We start from the raw sequence: 16,158 nt of genomic DNA on the forward strand, positions 1-16,158 counted from the left end.
TATCAATTTTTAGAATATTTCATCGAGAGAAATCAACAGATCGTCCCCAATACTAGGGGAAAAGAAAAGAAGATCCCAGAGGATCTTCTCGTCAAACTTCATAATCTTCGTCTTCTTTTCGATTATACCGGAAGATGACCGGGGAGGAACTGAAGGTTTTCCCCTTGAGATACAGTGCCTTCTCTACCGCCACAAGTTCTTGGGCCAGTGCGGTCATCCCCCTCAGGTCCGTAGGTTCCTTCACGATCTCTAGATTGAGATCATAATGGTCACGGTAGTGAACATAGTGCTTCCACAATCTTTGCTTGATCTTCGGCACGCTCGACGGCTTCCTGAGGGTATTCATCACCTGGGACTTGAACGTCTTGATGTAAGCCTCGTCAATGTGCTTTGGCATAGCGGCGAGCTCTTTACCCAGCTGTCTTGCAAAGGGTTCATCCACTTCTTGCACCAAAAACTTCAGTTGATGCCAGACATGATAGAGCTGTCCCTTGTCCTCAATAGGCTCGTCATCGAGCCACAGGAAGGCGAAGAGGCGACGTCGCCAGTCCCACCATTTGATCGGGCTTTGCATGTCATTCGCCGGGATCAGGAAAAACCCTTCTCGCAGGAGCAAGGACCCAAACACCCCAGGGGGATGCCCCAATCGCTTGTTTTTCAGCGATGTGCGGTAGACGCCGCAGCTCGGGCTTCCCTCCATGTAGATGTAAGCCTTGACATCGCCTTTCCGTAGAATCTCCAAGGCCTGTTCACTCGCCCGCATCAAGTCTTCCGTACGGTCTTCACCCTTCCGGTTCTTGACCCGCGCCTCGCCACGCCATACATCATCGCCCGATTTTCCGCGGATAGAGATCGAGGAACGTGGAATGCCCATACCGCTCATGATCTCCGGGCAAACGGGGTAGAATACGAAGGGCTCTGACTCCCGACCGATGTTCTGGAGCATATCCCAACCTTTAGCATTATAACGCACCTTGCAACCATACATGCAGGCGCTGATCCCGATAGGGATCGGTTGATCGATCAGCATACATATCATCCTTTCTCACGAAATTTTAATGAAATCCAAAGGATTTTTCAAGCCTCCTCCGATAGACTGGTACTGGTAAAAGGAAGGAGGAAATGAAATGTTCGAATGGTTCGCCGGCCTGATTCTCATCATCTTTGTATTCAAGGGACTGCTCAAAATCGGCTTCGGTCTGATCAAACTGCTGCTCGCCGTCATCGGTTTCGTGCTGCTGTTTGTTTTTTTTGGCGTCTTGTTCCTACCGATCGTAGTAGCGATCTTTTTGCTCATGGTATTCTTAAGGCTTATCTTTTAAGTAGGGAGGCTTCCCTCCCCACCTTTATCATTCATCCACCAAGTCCGCAAAGAACCTATGCTCCTCTGCCTCCTGTGGTAATGAAGCTAGGAGTCGCTTCTCATCGACCAGCTTACGCACCTTGAGCATCCAAGCGAGATCACCCGTCAACGCGGCACCGACGACACGCTGGTCCTTCACGTAGAGCCGGTGACAAGCTTCTCCTTTTTCGTAAGCTAAGATGCGATCGGGTTCAGACACATCGCCTGCCGAGAACAATTTCACGCCACCGATGTTCAATGTGGCCACCAAGCGCGGTTCGGCATAGGTACTATCGCGACCGGCTAAATTCATACCGGCCACCTTTCCCTGTTCGTTTGAGGCTGTCCATAGTCCATAGACCACACCCTTGTATGCGGCCACGTCACCGGCTGCATACACATCCGGAATGTTGGTGCGCATCCGTTCATCCACCACGACACCTTTATCCACTTTCAGATCGCTTCCTTCAAAGAGAGATAGGTTCGGGCGGATACCTGCCGAGATCACCACGGCGTCGGTCTCCAACCGCTCACCAGTATTCAGTTTGATGGCAGCAACCTTCCCTTCCTCCGATTCGATCTGGTCGCAAGCCGCACCCAGCCGAAAGGTGAGACCTTCCGCTTCGAGCTGTTTCTTCACCCGCTGGGAAAGACCTTCGTCCAGTTGTCTGGGCAATAGATAGGGAAAGAACTCCACGACCGTCACGTCTTTTCCCAGGGATTTCAAAGCGTTGGCCGCTTCTAATCCCAGCAAGCCACCTCCGATGACCGTGATATGTTCTTTCTCCTCAAAATCACGATGCATTTCAATCAGATCATCCAGCGTTCGGAGTGAGAACACCCCTTCGCTCTCGGCTCCTTTGATCGGTGGTACAAAAGGATGCGCACCACAGGCAAGGAGCAAGCGGTCGTACGAATAGGTCTTACCTTCCGCTGTGTGCACCTGTTTCTCTTCGAAATCGATGGTCTCCACTTTGGTTTCTGTCTGCACATCGATCTTACGTTCTTCGTACCAGGATGGTTTTTTTACCATCAGTTCCTCCACATCAAAGTCCGGTTTGGCCAGATAATGCGAAAGCTTCAGTCGGTAGTAGGTTGGATAACGGTCATCACTCAACAGAGTCACTTGCGATTGCTCATCGAACTTTCTAAAGTGCTCTGCAGCGGATAAGCCCGCGATGCCGTTACCGATAATCAATAGTTTCACTACGATCCCTCCTTGTTTCTATACTCTATCGATTAGTTACCCCATGTAGGGTATCGGAAATCAGCGGATGCCAATCCAAAAAATAGAAAAGACCCCCACTCCTTTATGAGTAGAGATCCGCTTGATCCAAACGCTGGTGGATGATCTTAGCAGCATGTACCCCCAAGAGGCCCAGTAAAAAGGTGAGGCCCGTCAAAAATAAAGCCAGGGGCCATCCCAGGGGGCCGAGAAGCATCAATCCCGTGAGATGCGTGGTCACATAGTAAGTCAACAAGAAGCCGATCGAGGGATAGAGAGCCAGTTTCCAGGAGCGCCTCAGATGCAGCATGCGCGCAATCAGGTCTGTGAACAAGCCGGTGAGGAAAATGACCGGACCCATGAATGGACTGACGAGTGTCATCACCAGTCCGAAGACCGCAGAAACCGTCGTCAGAATCATTGGGCGCTTGATCAATGTGTCGGGAAAATACAAACAAAAGGCCAAGTACGGACCCATCAGCAGATACTTCATCCCAGGAAAACCTGTGAACACACCCACCGCAAAGAGAACCCATCCGCCCACGATCATCAACACCACGATCATCGCGACGGTTGTCAGATCACGCGTTTTCATCGTGCCCAAGTCATTCACCTCCTTCCAAACAATCAGTCGAAGAAAATCGTCTCACTAGTCCTCACCTCGATGCCGATTACAAAGGGGGCCAGGGCAAGGATTTCCTCTTTCGATAGTGCCTTTGTACGGAGGACGAACTCCCCGCTGATCGTTAGATCAGCACCCGGTTGGATGCGTCGATCGACCAAGATCGGCTCGATCTCCCCTTCTAGAATACTACGGGCCGTATCACTGGGTTTGATAACGACCTCCGTGACATACGTCGGTATCGCGTGCTCGTTGGTGAGCAGTACCTCATAGCTAAAGCGCTGTAAATTCGCTATCCCCTCGACGCTACCTAAACTCGACGACCAAGCATAACTGAAAAACCCATCCTTCTCATCAGGTGGTGCCTCTTCTCCACATGCCACCAGGACAAGAAGAGAAAAAACCAGCAGACCCATTCCAATGTATTTTCTCAAGGCGAAAACCTCCATTCTCTCTATGAAATGAAATTGTGATACTTCTTTTATTGTATCAGAAAAGGCACACAGATTGCAGAGAGCCCTGAAATTTGCATAAAATGTTGACAAGGTTGCCTCGTTGCACGTAAACTGAAAGTGCGAAAATATAGAAATGAGGGTTTTTGATGAGTGTGATTTCGCTCTGATCGGATGAATTGAAGAGTATTCAGGTGACAGCACCCCGTGGGGGTTTATTTGTCGTACCCGGATACTAGATCCATCAGAACCGAAGAAAGCCACGCGTTCAACCGCGGCTTCGGCCGTGGTTTTTTTGTGTCATTTTTTTAGAAACGTGAAAGGAGCACACCTATGAATAACCCTTATAAAGCCCTCCACTTTGACCTGCTGATCAACGACCTGATCACCTATGCGGCCAGTGGACTCGGTGCCGATGCCCTGGCCACCGTCGAACCAAAAACCTCACTCCAGGCCGTCCAGATGCAACTCGAGGAAACGGAAGAAGCATGTTTGATTCTCAAGCAAAAAGAACATGGTGTCCTGCACGGACTCGTCGATCTCAGACCGCAGCTGAAAAAGTTGTCCATGGCAACAATACTGTCCGTCGATGATCTGCTCAAACTCTCTGCTTTCCTACGGTCCATTCGTTTGATTCGCAAGGATCTCGAGATCTTCCAGCATGATGCACCACGTCTTTTTGCCTATAGTCGGTACCTCCCCCTTCACCAGACCGTCGAACAGGAAGTGGACCGGACCACAGAAGGTAATCGCGTGAGCGACAAGGCCTCTTCCTATCTGGCGACCCTGCGCAAGAAGATTGCCATCATTGAAGCCAGGATGATCTCCAAGGTGGAAAAATGCATCTCTTCTCCAACATGGTCTGCCCTCTTGCAAGAACCCATGTACCAGAAGAAGCACGATCGCTACGTCCTTCCGGTCTTGGCCCAGTACAAACGACAGGTCGATGGTTCTATCGTCGCCACCTCGTCGACCGGTGCAACGGTATTTGTTGAGCCGAACGCTTTGCGACAGCTCCGTGAAGAACTCGATTTGCTACGTCATGAGGAAGAGGCGGAGGTTTACCAAGTGCTCTCCGCGCTCACAGCCCTTTTTCTTGAAATCGAAGGAGACCTCCTTCTCGCGAGAGACACTATGATCAGTATCGACTCGATTTTTGCGCGAGCAAAGTACAGTCGTAAGATCGGCGGAAACGCCATCGCACTCAACACGGTGGATCGCATCGACCTGAAGGGGGCCCGCCACCCCATGTTAGGTGAGGCCTGCAGACCACTCAACATCCGATTGGGCGAGGACTTTCGCACCCTGTTGATCACTGGTCCAAACACAGGCGGTAAGACGGTAGCGCTGAAAACACTCGGCGCTTGCGCCCTTCTTGCGCAATGCGGCATCCTACCACCGGTCCAGCCCGGTAGTACCCTGCCGATTTTCAATCATTTACTAGTGGATATCGGCGATAGCCAAGATCTCTCCACATCACTCAGCACCTTTTCAGGGCACATGACACAGTTGATCGATATGATCGGTCAAGCGGGACCCGGTGATCTCGTGCTCATCGATGAGATTGGAACCGGAACAGACCCTGCAGAGGGGGCCGCGCTAGGCGTGGCCATTCTGGAGGCATTCTATGCCAAAGGAGCACTCACAATGGCCACGACGCATTACGGCGAGCTCAAGGAGTTTGGCGAAATCCACGACGGCTTTGAGAACGGTGCCATGGCCTTCGATGAGGCCTCTCTACAGCCTCTCTACCGTCTGGATATCGGTGCATCTGGTGCTTCCAAAGGATTCTGGATCAGCGAGCGCTTGGGACTCCACCGAAGGATTTTAGATCGCGCCAAACAGTGGCGCGCTGGAAATCGCGTGCCCTCTGCCCCCCTAGACTTCCAAAAGCGGAAGGAACGCACCCTACAGATCAAGGAAGCTGTAGAATCACCCTTCCGCCGAGGCGATCGCGTACGACACCAGGGAACGGAGACCATTGGTCTTTTCTACGATGGTCCGGACGACCACGGCATGACCCAAGTTCTCGTGGACAATCAACTACAATCCATCCATCACCGCCGACTGGAGCTGATCCTGCCGGCCACAGAACTCTATCCGCCCGGGTACAACCTCGATCAACTTTTCAACTCTTTTGCATCGCGAAAGCTGGAGAAAGATTTGCAAAAGGGCCGGTTTAAAGATCTCGAAGAAGTAAATGAAAGGCTCCACAGATTAAAACAGGAGTAGGCATCCGCCTGCTCCTGTTTTTTATTTCCATCTTACTCTTGGTCGCAGCTTGACCCTGAGCTCTCAGCCCTTTAGTTCCTCCAGGAGAGTCTCGAGTCCCTCTTCAAAATGCTGATCGTCTTCCGCCGTTCGTTTTTTGTGCTTTGTATAGCGCTTTTCCTTCCTTCGACGCTCTCGGTTCTCATGACGACGCAAGAGGTGGCCGTCAATATTCTCACGTGTGATCCACTGGCCGTTCACCTGAAGGCCATGGGCTCCCCGGGATAGGATCATCGCGTGCAGACCATAGTCCTGGCTGATCACGACATCTCCTTCTTCCAATGCATTGGTGATGACGAAATCCACGCGATCGACACTCCGATCCACCGTGATCACCTCAACGCCTTCCTGTTCGTTGAACCGATGGGCTATGTTCTTGACAATCGTCACGGGAATGCGGCGCTTCCTCGCGATTTTGATCGTCTCTTTTACCACCGGACAACCATCTGCATCTATCCATATTCTCATACGACGCCTCCTTATTATCTCCAGTTTACCATAGGGACTCGTTTATGACAGGCTAGTGGGGGTAAATAATGATTGAAGTCCTAACGGTAATTGTAAGGAGGCAGAATTATGGATTACTTGACAAAGAATGAGCTGGAACTCTTGATCGAGGGAACCAGCGGGAAGACCCTTTCCATTTACATCCCAACAGAAAAAGTGGGTAGAGAGGCCGAGGAAGGGCGCATACATCTGAAAAACGCCTTAAAAGAAGCGGAAGAAATGCTCGAAAATGCGGGAAAATCGCCCCAGACCATCGATCGTTTCTTGAAAGGAGCTCTTAACCTCACGAATGATTCGATTTTCTGGCAACACCAGAGCGAGGGCTTGGCCCTGTTTATCGACAATGAGGGTATGGAGACCTACCGTCTCCCCATCAAATTTGAATCCTTCGTCGATTACGGTGATGTCCCGTACATCAAACCGCTTTTCCCGCTCTTCGTGGAGAATAAAACGTTTTATGTGCTCGCCCTCAGTCAGAAGAACATTCGCCTTATCCATTGTACGCACTACAATGCCACGGAAGTTCCCTTGAATGAGATCCCCGTGAGCTTAGAAGAATACAAAACCTTCGAAGATCCCAACTCGGGGAAAACCTACGAGCGAAACAATAAACAGATGGACAATCGACAGGCCGCTGGCTACGTCGGACATGGCGTCGATGCCATCGATGAAAAAGCGCAAATGGGTCGCTTTTTCCACGAGGTGGATCATGGCATCGGTGATCTGATCGATGATCCCACGGCACCGATCATCCTGGCGGGTGTGGAATTCCTCACTTCTATCTACCGCGATATCACCACATTGAACGCAGTACTCGAAGAGACTCTCACGGGGAATCCGGACAATAGAAGCGGCGAAGAATTGCGGGATAAAGGGTGGCCGATCATTGCCGATCTCCAGCGACAACACTTCGATCGTATCTTGGATCGATACGGTGTTCTCGATCAAAAGGAACAAGCTTTATCCGATCTCAAAGCCATTGCACCTGCCGCTATCAACGGTAGGATCGATACGCTGGTACTGGCCAAAGACCTTCATCTATGGGGTGACTTCGAATACGAAACACAGGAAGTCAACACCTTTGATGAAAAGCAAGGCATCGATCTGGCCAACTTCTCTGCGCTGCATACCTTTATGAGCGGTGGAACAATCTATGTCGTCGATCGCGAACGCTTACCGGACAGCGAAGACTGCCTGGCACTCCTGCGATATTAAAATCTCTTTGGAGCGTTGTTCTCACAACGCTCCATTTTTTGTTATAATGAATGAATCAGGTGGTGATGCACTCATGACAATCGATCAAATGATCCGACAGGCTGATGACCAACTGCAAACAAATCCCAAACAAGCCTACGGTGTCTACATAGAAGCGTTACAGCTGGCCGAATCACAGGATGACCTGGAAAGGCAGGGCCGAGCTCTGCTTGGGCTTTCGCATGCCTGCAGAACGCTCACCGAGATTCCCATTGGATTCAAATACGCCTTCAAAGCGCTCAACCTCTACAGCCAACTGCAGAATAACCCCGGTCTAGCGAAGGCTGAGAATTTCCTGGGCATCTTTTACTTTTACTCGGGTCTCCATCAAAAAGCCATTTACTATTTTTCCGATGCGCTCATGCACCTCACCAAGACCGCCTCGGATCTTTCCGTCAGAATCAGCGTCCTCAACAACATCGGTGAAGTCTACCGCGATGCGGGAGAATGGGAAGAAAGCCTCCTCCACTACCAAGAAGCATTGGGACTCGCGGAAGAAAATGATTGCTCTGCCTACCGCAGTGTGATCGCGTCGAACGTTGGCGATGTGTACTATCACACCGAAGATTACGACAAGGCGCTTGCTTACTTTAAAACGGCCGTCCTCACTCTAGATGACGATGCCGATCCCATCTACAAGAGCGAAGGGAACCTGCGCCTTGCCAAGGTCTTTTTGGCAATCGGAGATCACGAAAGGGCCAGAGGTTATATTGCCCTTGCCGAGCGCACCATCGCGTCCTCGGCAAATCGTTTCTACCGTATCGATCTACTGAAACAGCAGTACCATCTGGCCAAAGCGATGGGTCTGGATACCGCGCGAGACTACCTCCTTGAGGCAGAACAACTCTCCCATATATCGGGGGCTGAAAAGAAGCGGGCAGATCTTCTGCACCTGCTCGCTGGAGAATTCGAAGTGTCGGGCGAATTCCAGCAAGCCTTGAGAACGTTCAAGGAGTACCACGATGTGCACCAGTCCATCGAAGCATCGCATTTGCACCACCGGCTAGAGATCATGCGGGTAGAGGCGCAGATGCCTGAATCCGGTTACATGGGGCTGGTTTCCCAACCCCATCACTTGAGACGTACCCGGGCTTTACACCAGACGGAAGAGCTCACGAGGCAGGCGATGTACGATGAACTGACGGCCCTGCCCAACCGACGTCTCATTAACCTGACGCTAACCGAGATGGATGGCAGAGAACCCCATGTACCCTATTGGCTGGTCATGCTCGATCTCGATCATTTCAAATGGGTGAACGATGGGATGGGGCATCTCTACGGCGACTCCTGTCTCGTTCAAATCGCAGCCATCTTGGAAACGGCAGCCGTCAACTACCGGGGGTTCGCCGCCCGTTACGGTGGCGAGGAGTTCCTCATGATCTTCCCCAATATCTCACGAGAACATGGTACCGAAGTCTTGGAAACCATCCATCGTCAGATCAAGGAGGCTCACTGCCCCTATCAATACCAGGGACAACACCATCAACTGACTGCAAGTATCGGTGCTGTTTTTAATGAGCACGGAACCCACGACAGTCGATTGCAACTGGAGCTAGCGGATCGCGCACTTTACCAGGCGAAAAAACAAGGCCGCGATCGTATTGTGATCGCCGATTAAGAAGGAATCGACCATGACTACCTATACAATGAGAACATTACTGGCCAAGTTGCCACGACTCTTTTCCGGGTTTTTCCTCGCCGCGCTCGGTATCGTTTTGATGCTGAGGGCCGATCTTGGTATGAATCCGTGGGGTACCTTCACAGCCGGTCTAGTGGAGGTTACCGGGCTTCCCTTTGGGCGCCTATCGCAGATCATCGGACTCATTATCATCATCGGGACCCTTTTTTTCAGGGTGATCCCCGGCATCGGAACCCTGCTCAATATGTATTTCATCGGTCTTTTCATCGATCTGATCATCGCCCTAGAGGTCATTTCCACACCAGAACACTTCATGTTTCAACTGGTCATGAGCATGATCGGACTGGTGATCTTTTCCCTTGGCGTCTATTACTACCTAAGCTGCGGTTTAGGGGCCGGGCCGCGCGACGGTCTCATGCTCACGCTCATGCGCCTGACCGGAAAGAGTACCTTCGTGATACGCACCGCTATGGAAATGACCGTGATGCTTATCGGTTTGCTCCTCGGTGGCCCCTTAGGGGTCAGTACTGTGTTGATTGCCATCGGAGGCGGACGGGTCCTGCAGAGTGTTTTCAGCTTCTACCACTATGACCCGACGGCCATCTCACAGCACTCTGTGGTAAGCCTCATGCGCGAGATCAAACAGTCCCGATAGAGTGTCTATCGGGGATTTTTTTTGTCTCGACAGCTTGATTCTAATTGAAAGTAACAATCAAGTAGTGTTTCTCCCTCTCCGGCATTGACACATGGAAAGAGTAGATGTATATTATAATTAGCATATGCCAATAAAGCTCGAGGAGGTGTAGGATATGGCAAACTTCAATCGCCGGGGTCCTGAGGAAGAAGGCCCTATGACCGGACGTGGTCTCGGTCGCTGTGCCGCAGATGAAGTCGAGAGCCCAGTGAAGGATCTTCCTGACGAACCCATGTTTCCTAGACGTAGAAGAGGTTTCACCGGTCGCGGTTCTCGCCGTGGTGGCAGGGGTTTACGCCGTGGCCCGCGAGGCTTCCGAGGTCGCGAACGCTGGTGATCCTGTGTAAAACCCCTCCGGGGGTTTTTGCATGCTCTGGTCCTTTGTTCACATGTACAGCAAAAAAAAATAGGATTACCCCTTTACAAAAAGATAGAATGGTGTAGAATATAAGATGTGGCGCGCGAGAATGGCGGAATTGGCAGACGCGCAAGATTCAGGTTCTTGTGTGAGCAATCACGTGCAGGTTCAAGTCCTGTTTCTCGCACCATATCAAAAAGACGACCCTTTGCGGGCCGTCTTTTTTTATTGTCAAAAGGAAATTTCGTGGACCGTGATGTCGAGTCCCTCGAGGTACTTGAGAAAATCTTCAAAGCCGAGCACAAGCGTCACGTCATTGCGTCCAGGATGAAAGCTCACATCCCTTTCTCGATCGATCTCCCCGTCTAGGACCAGAACCACTTCCCGGGCCTCATCGCGGAGTAGCGGGAGGGGGCTCACGGCACCCGGGCTCACACCCAAGTACTTGTCGAGTCTTCTCTTGGAGGCGAAAGAGAGACCGGATAACCCGAGCAGTCTGCCGAGCTTTGACAGATCGACCATCTGGTCTTCCAAAGCAACAAGCAAGAGATGGTTCTTACCCTTCCTGTCCCGGAGGAAGAGATTCTTAAGATGCTGGCCGGGTACATCACATGAATAGACCTTAGCCTCCTCTACGGTCGCCACAGGTGCGTGCGTGTGGCGACCGTAAGCGATGCCCAGGTCATCGAGCCTGTTCATGATACGGGTTTCGAGGCTCATGCCTTCACGAGTTTCCTCTGAAACAGGATGAACACAGGCAGAGGAATGACGATCCATCCGAAGCTTTTGATCAGAGAGTTCTTGGCGCGTCGCATCTGTCGTTCCTCTTCACTGCGAATCATGGCTTCATAGTCCGCGCGCAGCTCCTCTTCACTACGTTCTTCCTTTATTTCCCCTTCTTGCGGTGCAGGCTTGTATCTATCGTTACGTGCATACTCTTCATACGTCTGATAATAAGGCGCTGGTGCCACCATATCGGCCAAGGCCATGAAAACGCCTACACTCCCTCCGATGGTCATCATGAGGGTGGCAAAAAGCACTAAATAGAGATACACATTTTTCATCGCTGACGCACTCCCTTCGGGGTCTTGGTTTTTCAGACTTGCGACGATCAGAACTATCACCGCGACAATCACAATTGGAATTAAGATCGTAATCACCATACTCATTCCTTTCTCTCCTCTGGTACACGCATATATTCAACTTCCATCTCGGTTAAAGGCAAGAGCCGCTCTTCCCGGTACTCGATCCCGTCGATCTCGTAGCGGACTTCAATAGCCAGGGTCTGCAAGGCCTGTTCGCCCTCCCAAATGTCGCTGTAGAGATGAGAGTAATGCCTGTGGGAAGCCTCACCAGGCTCATCGACCAATATGAAATGGTCCCCGTGGAAACGGAAGTCTTCCACGGGTGCTCGTACGGTCAACTCGCCGCTGACGAAGCCCAAGTGCTCACCCGTGACGTTCTGAACCCGCGTCTGGTCTGTCAACACGAGCACTTCTCCACCCGATGTGATCACTTGGATCGGCCCCACCATCAGATGGTCCGTCATGATGCTAGCGCGGTGTACGCGTATGGCATTTTCTTCTTCCTGCGCGCACCCACTCACGAGCAGAAGGGCTAAGAACACGAGTATTATCGATAGACTTCTGCGCATTGATTTCACCTCCCGTTTGCTCAAATGATCAATCGGCTGACCATGATGGCCATCATACCGAAAAGGCCCACACCCACTAGGATGCTCCAGAAGATCACATCACCGTTCGTGCGACTCTTCTTGATGATCAGGTGATTGGCCACGCCCGCGACCAGGAGCAAAACCAGGAGGCCAACCATCACCTGTAACAAGGTCTCGGGTGACATGCCTGCGAACAACTTTTCATCAGCTCTCGCCATGGATCCCTGGAAAAAAAAGAGGATGGCCAAAAGGTACCAGGATAGAATATTCATCCGTTTGTTCTTACGACGAAAGGTTTCATCCTTTTGTTCCAAGTTCTTTTGCATCCATGGATTGACTAATGACCAGTATTTTTCATAGACGTCCTCTTTGAATAGCATGACGGTAGGAAGCAGGAAAAAAAGACCAGCAAATAGGTATAGGGCGGCTTGCACGCTAAAGTACATGCCCACGAACAGGTGGAGTGACAGGGGTATGAGTATTAAAAATAGTTTCCACATGGGTTTTGCTTCCTTTCTCTTCTCCTACTATTCTAACACTTGCCGGCGTACCGCCACATTAAATCCATCTTAAAGAAAGGGAGGTGCCCTTTCCCAATCGCTGGGAAGGCACCTCCTTTTCATTTTCTCCTAATCTGTTTCGATGCCGAAATGCTCGAACAAAATTGCCTCTGCCTCGGCATGCCACAGTCCACCGTGGCATGAGCAAATCTCGTGAAGGCCTGCGAAGGGGGATCCTCACACCCAGCTCTTTGAAGTCCGCAATCGCGGTCAGCGGCATCTCGATATGCGGGTAAACGAGTTTCTTTCCACCGGATAGGTCGGGCAACCGCAGGATCGTCTCCGCCGCCGCATTAAGCCCTCCGATGTGGGTGCTCGCATAGTGAACGTTGTAGAGATTGATCGGTGCCGTGAACCCGTGATCCGTCGGACCTGCGAAGAAGTTCAAGCAACCGTCGTTGGCAAACAACCGGTCCGCTTGCTCCACGAGGACCCGCACGGGGGCGTATACAAAGGCATCGTCGAAGCCCCCACCGTCGGTGAGATCTCGTAGCATGGCAATCGGATCCTCTGGCAAAGCGGTGTTCACAGAGTGAAGGGCCACACCTTTCGCGGCGGCTTTCTCGGGTGGCAAGGTTTCTGCGGCGCGTGCCAAGCCGTCGTCATCGATATCCGTCACCACGATCATCGAAGTCCCCTCATCTAATGACCGCGCTTAGTCGATGGCACCCAAGCCCATGGGACCCGCTCCCCCGAGCACGATCATGCGACCACCGGGTTTCGTCCCCATCAAGTGGTTAGGTAGGCGGTTTCCCACTCGCTCAGGAAGTGATTGAAGACATATCGACTACAGCCGATTGTCTTTGCGATCTGTTCCTTTTGAGCGTTGTCAGGATAGATTCTGAACTTGTACGCCTTGTGGTTTAACACCAAGCCACCACCTTGCGAAGATTTTATTGGGAAAAAATGTTCATATCTGGTTTATCAGTAGATCTAGGTCCAAGTCAATCGATTCATCCCACGATTAAAGTCACGGGTGTTCTCGCTTGTTTTATAATAAAAACCCTTCTCCTGTCACGAAATAACCCTGATACGATTGAAGAAGCGGGTGAACGGGGCGATGGATGAATTCTTATCCTTTAAGAAAATTACAATTCTCCCGATACTTCAAGACGCATTGGGGTAATTTTAATAATAGGAGGGATGCTATGAATAAAGAAATGTCACGTAAAGTACTCGAGACCATCAACAGGAACCCCGACAGAGATGCCGCCTTTTACTCAGATCAACTGGGTATTTCTGCCGAGGATTTTGACTCCTACTCTGAACATCTGATGAACAGTGGCTACCTCACCTTCGCTCCACTTTCCAGTGCAGATGAGAAAACAGGGCCATCCATCAACATCAGTGACCTGGGAGCCGAATTTCTAAAAGACCTATAGTCAAAAAAATGAAACCGGGTGCATATTCCTTTTGGAATATGCACCCGGTCTTTCTGCCTTTTAGTCTTCCACCAGAGTGATATTTTTCTCGACAAGTTCGTATAGGTCCTTGCGTCGGTTGCCGAGAAGCGTTACCGTTCCCGTTCGACGGGAGCGTCGCAGGAGTTCAAGATCTAAGTCACCCACCACAACCATTTCAATATTCGGACTGCATTCGCCGAGAATACCATCTCTCGGGAACTCAAAATCTGAAGGCGTGAAGATACCCGACTGAGCGTACTGGATATCCATGTTCTCCGCTTGGGTGAGGTTCCCGACGGTTCCCGCCGTTACCACGTAAACCTGGTTTTCCACAGCACGGGCCTGCGCACAATACCGTACACGCAGATACCCCTGGCGTTCATCGGTGCAGAAGGGTGTGAAGATGATGTTCGCTCCCTTTTCCGTCACGATACGGGCTAGCTCAGGGAACTCGATATCGTAACAAATCAAAATGGCGATCTTCCCGCAATCCGTATCGAAGACCTTGATTTCATCCCCTTCCGAAATCCCCCACCAACGTCGTTCGTTCGGCGTAATGTGCAATTTGTACTGCTTATCGATCGAGCCGTCCCGACGAAAGAGGTATGCAACGTTGTAAACCCGTTCGTCTTCTTCGATGAAATGGGATCCCCCAATGATGTTGACATTATACTTCATGGCTAAACCCTGGAAGAGGTTGATGTAATCATCCGTATAGGTTGTCAGTTCTCGGATCGCCTTGCTCGGCACTTTCTCATCGATAAAGGATAGGAGTTGCGTTGTGAAAATTTCCGGAAAAACTGCGAAATCCGAATCGTAATTAGAGGCCACATCTACGAAGTACTCACATTGATGGGCAAACTCAGAAAAATTATCGATGGACTTCATGAAGTACTGAATTACCGTTGTTCTCACGGGAAAAGAGGTTTTGAAGTGTCGCTTGGATTGCGGACTATAATCGATGTTGTTCCACTCCATCAAGATCGCATAGTGTTCCGAGTCGTCATCCTCTGGTAAATAGCCTTTGTTGATCCGTTTGATGACGAACTCGTTGCTGAGTTGGAAGGTCAGGATCGGATCGTAGATGTTCTTGTAGATGACCTCTTGGACGTATTCCTTGGGCGAAAGCTCTTCGGAGTACTTGTGGTAATTAGGTATTCTGCCACCGATCACAATGCTCTTGAGATTCAATTGTCTGGCAAGGTCTTTTCTCGCCTCGTAGAGCCGACGACCGATTTTCATATTCCGGTAGTCGGGATGCACCATGATCTCGATACCATAGAGGTTATAGCCTTCCGAATCATGATTGGTAATGAAGCCATCCTCCGTGATCTCTTCCCAGGTGTGCTGATCGTCGTACTCATCGAAATTAATGATCAGGCTCGAGCTCGAACCAATGATCTTCCCATCGAGCTCTACGCATATTTGACCCTCTTGGAATCGATTGATATGACTCTCAAGCTGTTCTTGTGTCCAGGGGATCATATCGACAAAACAAAGCTTCTGCAGTGCGATGATCTCGTCGATATCCACCTTCTCTATCGGTCGCACCAGTAATTTTTTTTGAATATTTTCCAGTTCAGGATCCATGATCATGGGTTGACTCCTCCTTTGAAATCATCTTACCCTCCATTCATACCCTCTGCTCATCGAGCTAATCGAAAAGGAGCCGCTTAACGGCTCCCCTTGTGATCCTTTTGACTGAGCAGGTGTCCCTTCAGCTTCCAGCGATTGCATTAATCTTGCTCTTTGTTCCTCATGGTGAGCCATGAGATTACCTGAAAGACAATACCGAAAAAGAAGTTCACGCTATAGACGAGAACGCCCGTCAGCGTGGCCATGAGGATCTCCCAGCCCGCCTGATCGATACTGGCGTATACCGCCATGATCGGCGAGGCGATCAAAAGACCCACATAGCCCATCAGCGCTAGGTACTGCCCCCCAAAGAATCCGCTGATCGTTGCGAAAAGGGCCATGAAAAAACAAATGGTGAAGAAAGGCAGGCTCACACCAATCAACCGATTGGCTTCAGGATAGTTTCCGCCCAGCAGTATGCCCAAAAAAATGATACCAAAGGCTACCAGTGTAACGGCAAGGCCCAGGACCCACCAACGTTTTTCCTTCCTCCCGGGTACTCTCTTCATGAAACGATCCAT

At 50.7% G+C, this 16,158-nt stretch carries 20 protein-coding genes and 1 tRNA gene; 8 read left to right on the forward strand and 13 right to left on the reverse strand.

The window, feature by feature from the left end; translation table 11 throughout:
• Window positions 1-91: 91 nt before the first annotated feature.
• Entirely contained in the window at window positions 92-1,030 is a 939-nt protein-coding gene (locus ACULM0_RS06045; RefSeq protein WP_463679531.1) for a 2-thiouracil desulfurase family protein, read from the reverse strand.
• Window positions 1,031-1,127: 97 nt separating this feature from the next.
• Between ACULM0_RS06045 and ACULM0_RS06050 the strand changes: the two genes are divergently transcribed.
• Window positions 1,128-1,322 carry a hypothetical protein gene (locus tag ACULM0_RS06050; protein ID WP_463679532.1) on the forward strand — a complete coding sequence of 65 codons (195 nt, stop codon included), beginning with the start codon at window positions 1,128-1,130 and terminating at the stop codon, window positions 1,320-1,322.
• Between the two features lie 27 nt (window positions 1,323-1,349).
• On the opposite strand, the gene ACULM0_RS06055 is transcribed toward ACULM0_RS06050, so the two are convergent.
• The 3 genes from ACULM0_RS06055 to ACULM0_RS06065 form a co-directional block, all read right to left on the reverse strand.
• Window positions 1,350-2,549, reverse strand: a complete 1,200-nt coding sequence (locus ACULM0_RS06055; RefSeq protein ID WP_463679533.1) for an NAD(P)/FAD-dependent oxidoreductase — start codon at window positions 2,547-2,549, stop codon at window positions 1,350-1,352.
• Between the two features lie 103 nt (window positions 2,550-2,652).
• Window positions 2,653-3,171: a hypothetical protein gene (locus ACULM0_RS06060; RefSeq protein ID WP_463679534.1), complete on the reverse strand. Its 519-nt coding sequence runs from the start codon at window positions 3,169-3,171 to the stop codon at window positions 2,653-2,655.
• Between the two features lie 23 nt (window positions 3,172-3,194).
• A complete protein-coding gene (locus tag ACULM0_RS06065; protein ID WP_463679535.1) occupies window positions 3,195-3,623 on the reverse strand; it encodes a hypothetical protein in 429 nt (142 codons plus the stop codon).
• Window positions 3,624-3,974: 351 nt separating this feature from the next.
• Here ACULM0_RS06065 and ACULM0_RS06070 point away from each other — a divergent pair, with 351 nt between their 5' ends.
• On the forward strand, window positions 3,975-5,873 hold the full coding sequence (locus tag ACULM0_RS06070; RefSeq protein WP_463679536.1) for an endonuclease MutS2: 1,899 nt from the start codon (window positions 3,975-3,977) through the stop codon (window positions 5,871-5,873).
• A gap of 63 nt (window positions 5,874-5,936) precedes the next feature.
• Here the strand turns inward: ACULM0_RS06070 and ACULM0_RS06075 are convergent, their stop codons facing one another.
• Window positions 5,937-6,380: a DUF188 domain-containing protein gene (locus tag ACULM0_RS06075; RefSeq protein WP_463679537.1), complete on the reverse strand. Its 444-nt coding sequence runs from the start codon at window positions 6,378-6,380 to the stop codon at window positions 5,937-5,939.
• 108 nt (window positions 6,381-6,488) lie between these two features.
• On the opposite strand from ACULM0_RS06075, the gene ACULM0_RS06080 reads away from it, so the two are divergent.
• The 5 genes from ACULM0_RS06080 (at window position 6,489) to ACULM0_RS06100 (ending at window position 10,554) form a co-directional block, all read left to right on the forward strand.
• On the forward strand, window positions 6,489-7,634 hold the full coding sequence (locus ACULM0_RS06080) for a baeRF3 domain-containing protein (protein WP_463679538.1): 1,146 nt from the start codon (window positions 6,489-6,491) through the stop codon (window positions 7,632-7,634).
• 73 nt (window positions 7,635-7,707) lie between these two features.
• Window positions 7,708-9,291: a tetratricopeptide repeat-containing diguanylate cyclase gene (locus tag ACULM0_RS06085; protein ID WP_463679539.1), complete on the forward strand. Its 1,584-nt coding sequence runs from the start codon at window positions 7,708-7,710 to the stop codon at window positions 9,289-9,291.
• A 13-nt stretch (window positions 9,292-9,304) separates the two neighbouring features.
• The gene (locus ACULM0_RS06090) at window positions 9,305-9,967 is read left to right on the forward strand and encodes a YczE/YyaS/YitT family protein (protein WP_463679540.1); all 663 of its coding nucleotides are present in this window, start codon (window positions 9,305-9,307) and stop codon (window positions 9,965-9,967) included.
• 154 nt (window positions 9,968-10,121) lie between these two features.
• Window positions 10,122-10,343, forward strand: a complete 222-nt coding sequence (locus tag ACULM0_RS06095) for a DUF5320 domain-containing protein (RefSeq protein WP_463679541.1) — start codon at window positions 10,122-10,124, stop codon at window positions 10,341-10,343.
• Window positions 10,344-10,467: 124 nt separating this feature from the next.
• A tRNA-Leu gene (locus ACULM0_RS06100) sits at window positions 10,468-10,554 on the forward strand.
• Window positions 10,555-10,595: 41 nt separating this feature from the next.
• On the opposite strand, the gene ACULM0_RS06105 is transcribed toward ACULM0_RS06100, so the two are convergent.
• The 6 genes from ACULM0_RS06105 to ACULM0_RS06130 form a co-directional block, all read right to left on the reverse strand.
• Window positions 10,596-11,084, reverse strand: a complete 489-nt coding sequence (locus ACULM0_RS06105; RefSeq protein ID WP_463679542.1) for a YbaK/EbsC family protein — start codon at window positions 11,082-11,084, stop codon at window positions 10,596-10,598.
• Window positions 11,081-11,533 (reverse strand): hypothetical protein, encoded by a 453-nt coding sequence (locus tag ACULM0_RS06110; protein ID WP_463679543.1) that lies wholly within the window; start codon window positions 11,531-11,533, stop codon window positions 11,081-11,083. The genes ACULM0_RS06105 and ACULM0_RS06110 overlap by 4 nt, the downstream gene beginning before the upstream one ends.
• On the reverse strand, window positions 11,530-12,018 hold the full coding sequence (locus ACULM0_RS06115; RefSeq protein WP_463679544.1) for a hypothetical protein: 489 nt from the start codon (window positions 12,016-12,018) through the stop codon (window positions 11,530-11,532). The genes ACULM0_RS06110 and ACULM0_RS06115 overlap by 4 nt, the downstream gene beginning before the upstream one ends.
• Window positions 12,019-12,038: 20 nt before the next feature.
• A complete protein-coding gene (locus ACULM0_RS06120; RefSeq protein WP_463679545.1) occupies window positions 12,039-12,539 on the reverse strand; it encodes a hypothetical protein in 501 nt (166 codons plus the stop codon).
• Window positions 12,540-12,597: 58 nt separating this feature from the next.
• Window positions 12,598-13,227 (reverse strand): MDR/zinc-dependent alcohol dehydrogenase-like family protein, encoded by a 630-nt coding sequence (locus ACULM0_RS06125; RefSeq protein ID WP_463679546.1) that lies wholly within the window; start codon window positions 13,225-13,227, stop codon window positions 12,598-12,600.
• A gap of 101 nt (window positions 13,228-13,328) precedes the next feature.
• Window positions 13,329-13,469, reverse strand: coding sequence for a helix-turn-helix domain-containing protein (locus ACULM0_RS06130; protein ID WP_463679547.1), 141 nt, complete (start codon window positions 13,467-13,469; stop codon window positions 13,329-13,331).
• A 278-nt stretch (window positions 13,470-13,747) separates the two neighbouring features.
• Between ACULM0_RS06130 and ACULM0_RS06135 the strand changes: the two genes are divergently transcribed.
• Window positions 13,748-13,981, forward strand: a complete 234-nt coding sequence (locus ACULM0_RS06135; RefSeq protein ID WP_463679548.1) for a hypothetical protein — start codon at window positions 13,748-13,750, stop codon at window positions 13,979-13,981.
• 60 nt (window positions 13,982-14,041) lie between these two features.
• On the opposite strand, the gene ACULM0_RS06140 is transcribed toward ACULM0_RS06135, so the two are convergent.
• Together ACULM0_RS06140 and ACULM0_RS06145 are read right to left on the reverse strand one after the other, a co-directional pair.
• Complete coding sequence (locus tag ACULM0_RS06140; RefSeq protein WP_463679549.1) at window positions 14,042-15,598, reverse strand: GNAT family N-acetyltransferase; 1,557 nt, start codon at window positions 15,596-15,598, stop codon at window positions 14,042-14,044.
• Window positions 15,599-15,738: 140 nt separating this feature from the next.
• Window positions 15,739-16,158: a hypothetical protein gene (locus tag ACULM0_RS06145; protein ID WP_463679550.1), complete on the reverse strand. Its 420-nt coding sequence runs from the start codon at window positions 16,156-16,158 to the stop codon at window positions 15,739-15,741.

The organism is Halotolerantifilum yawarlongkerapense (genome assembly GCF_054506745.1).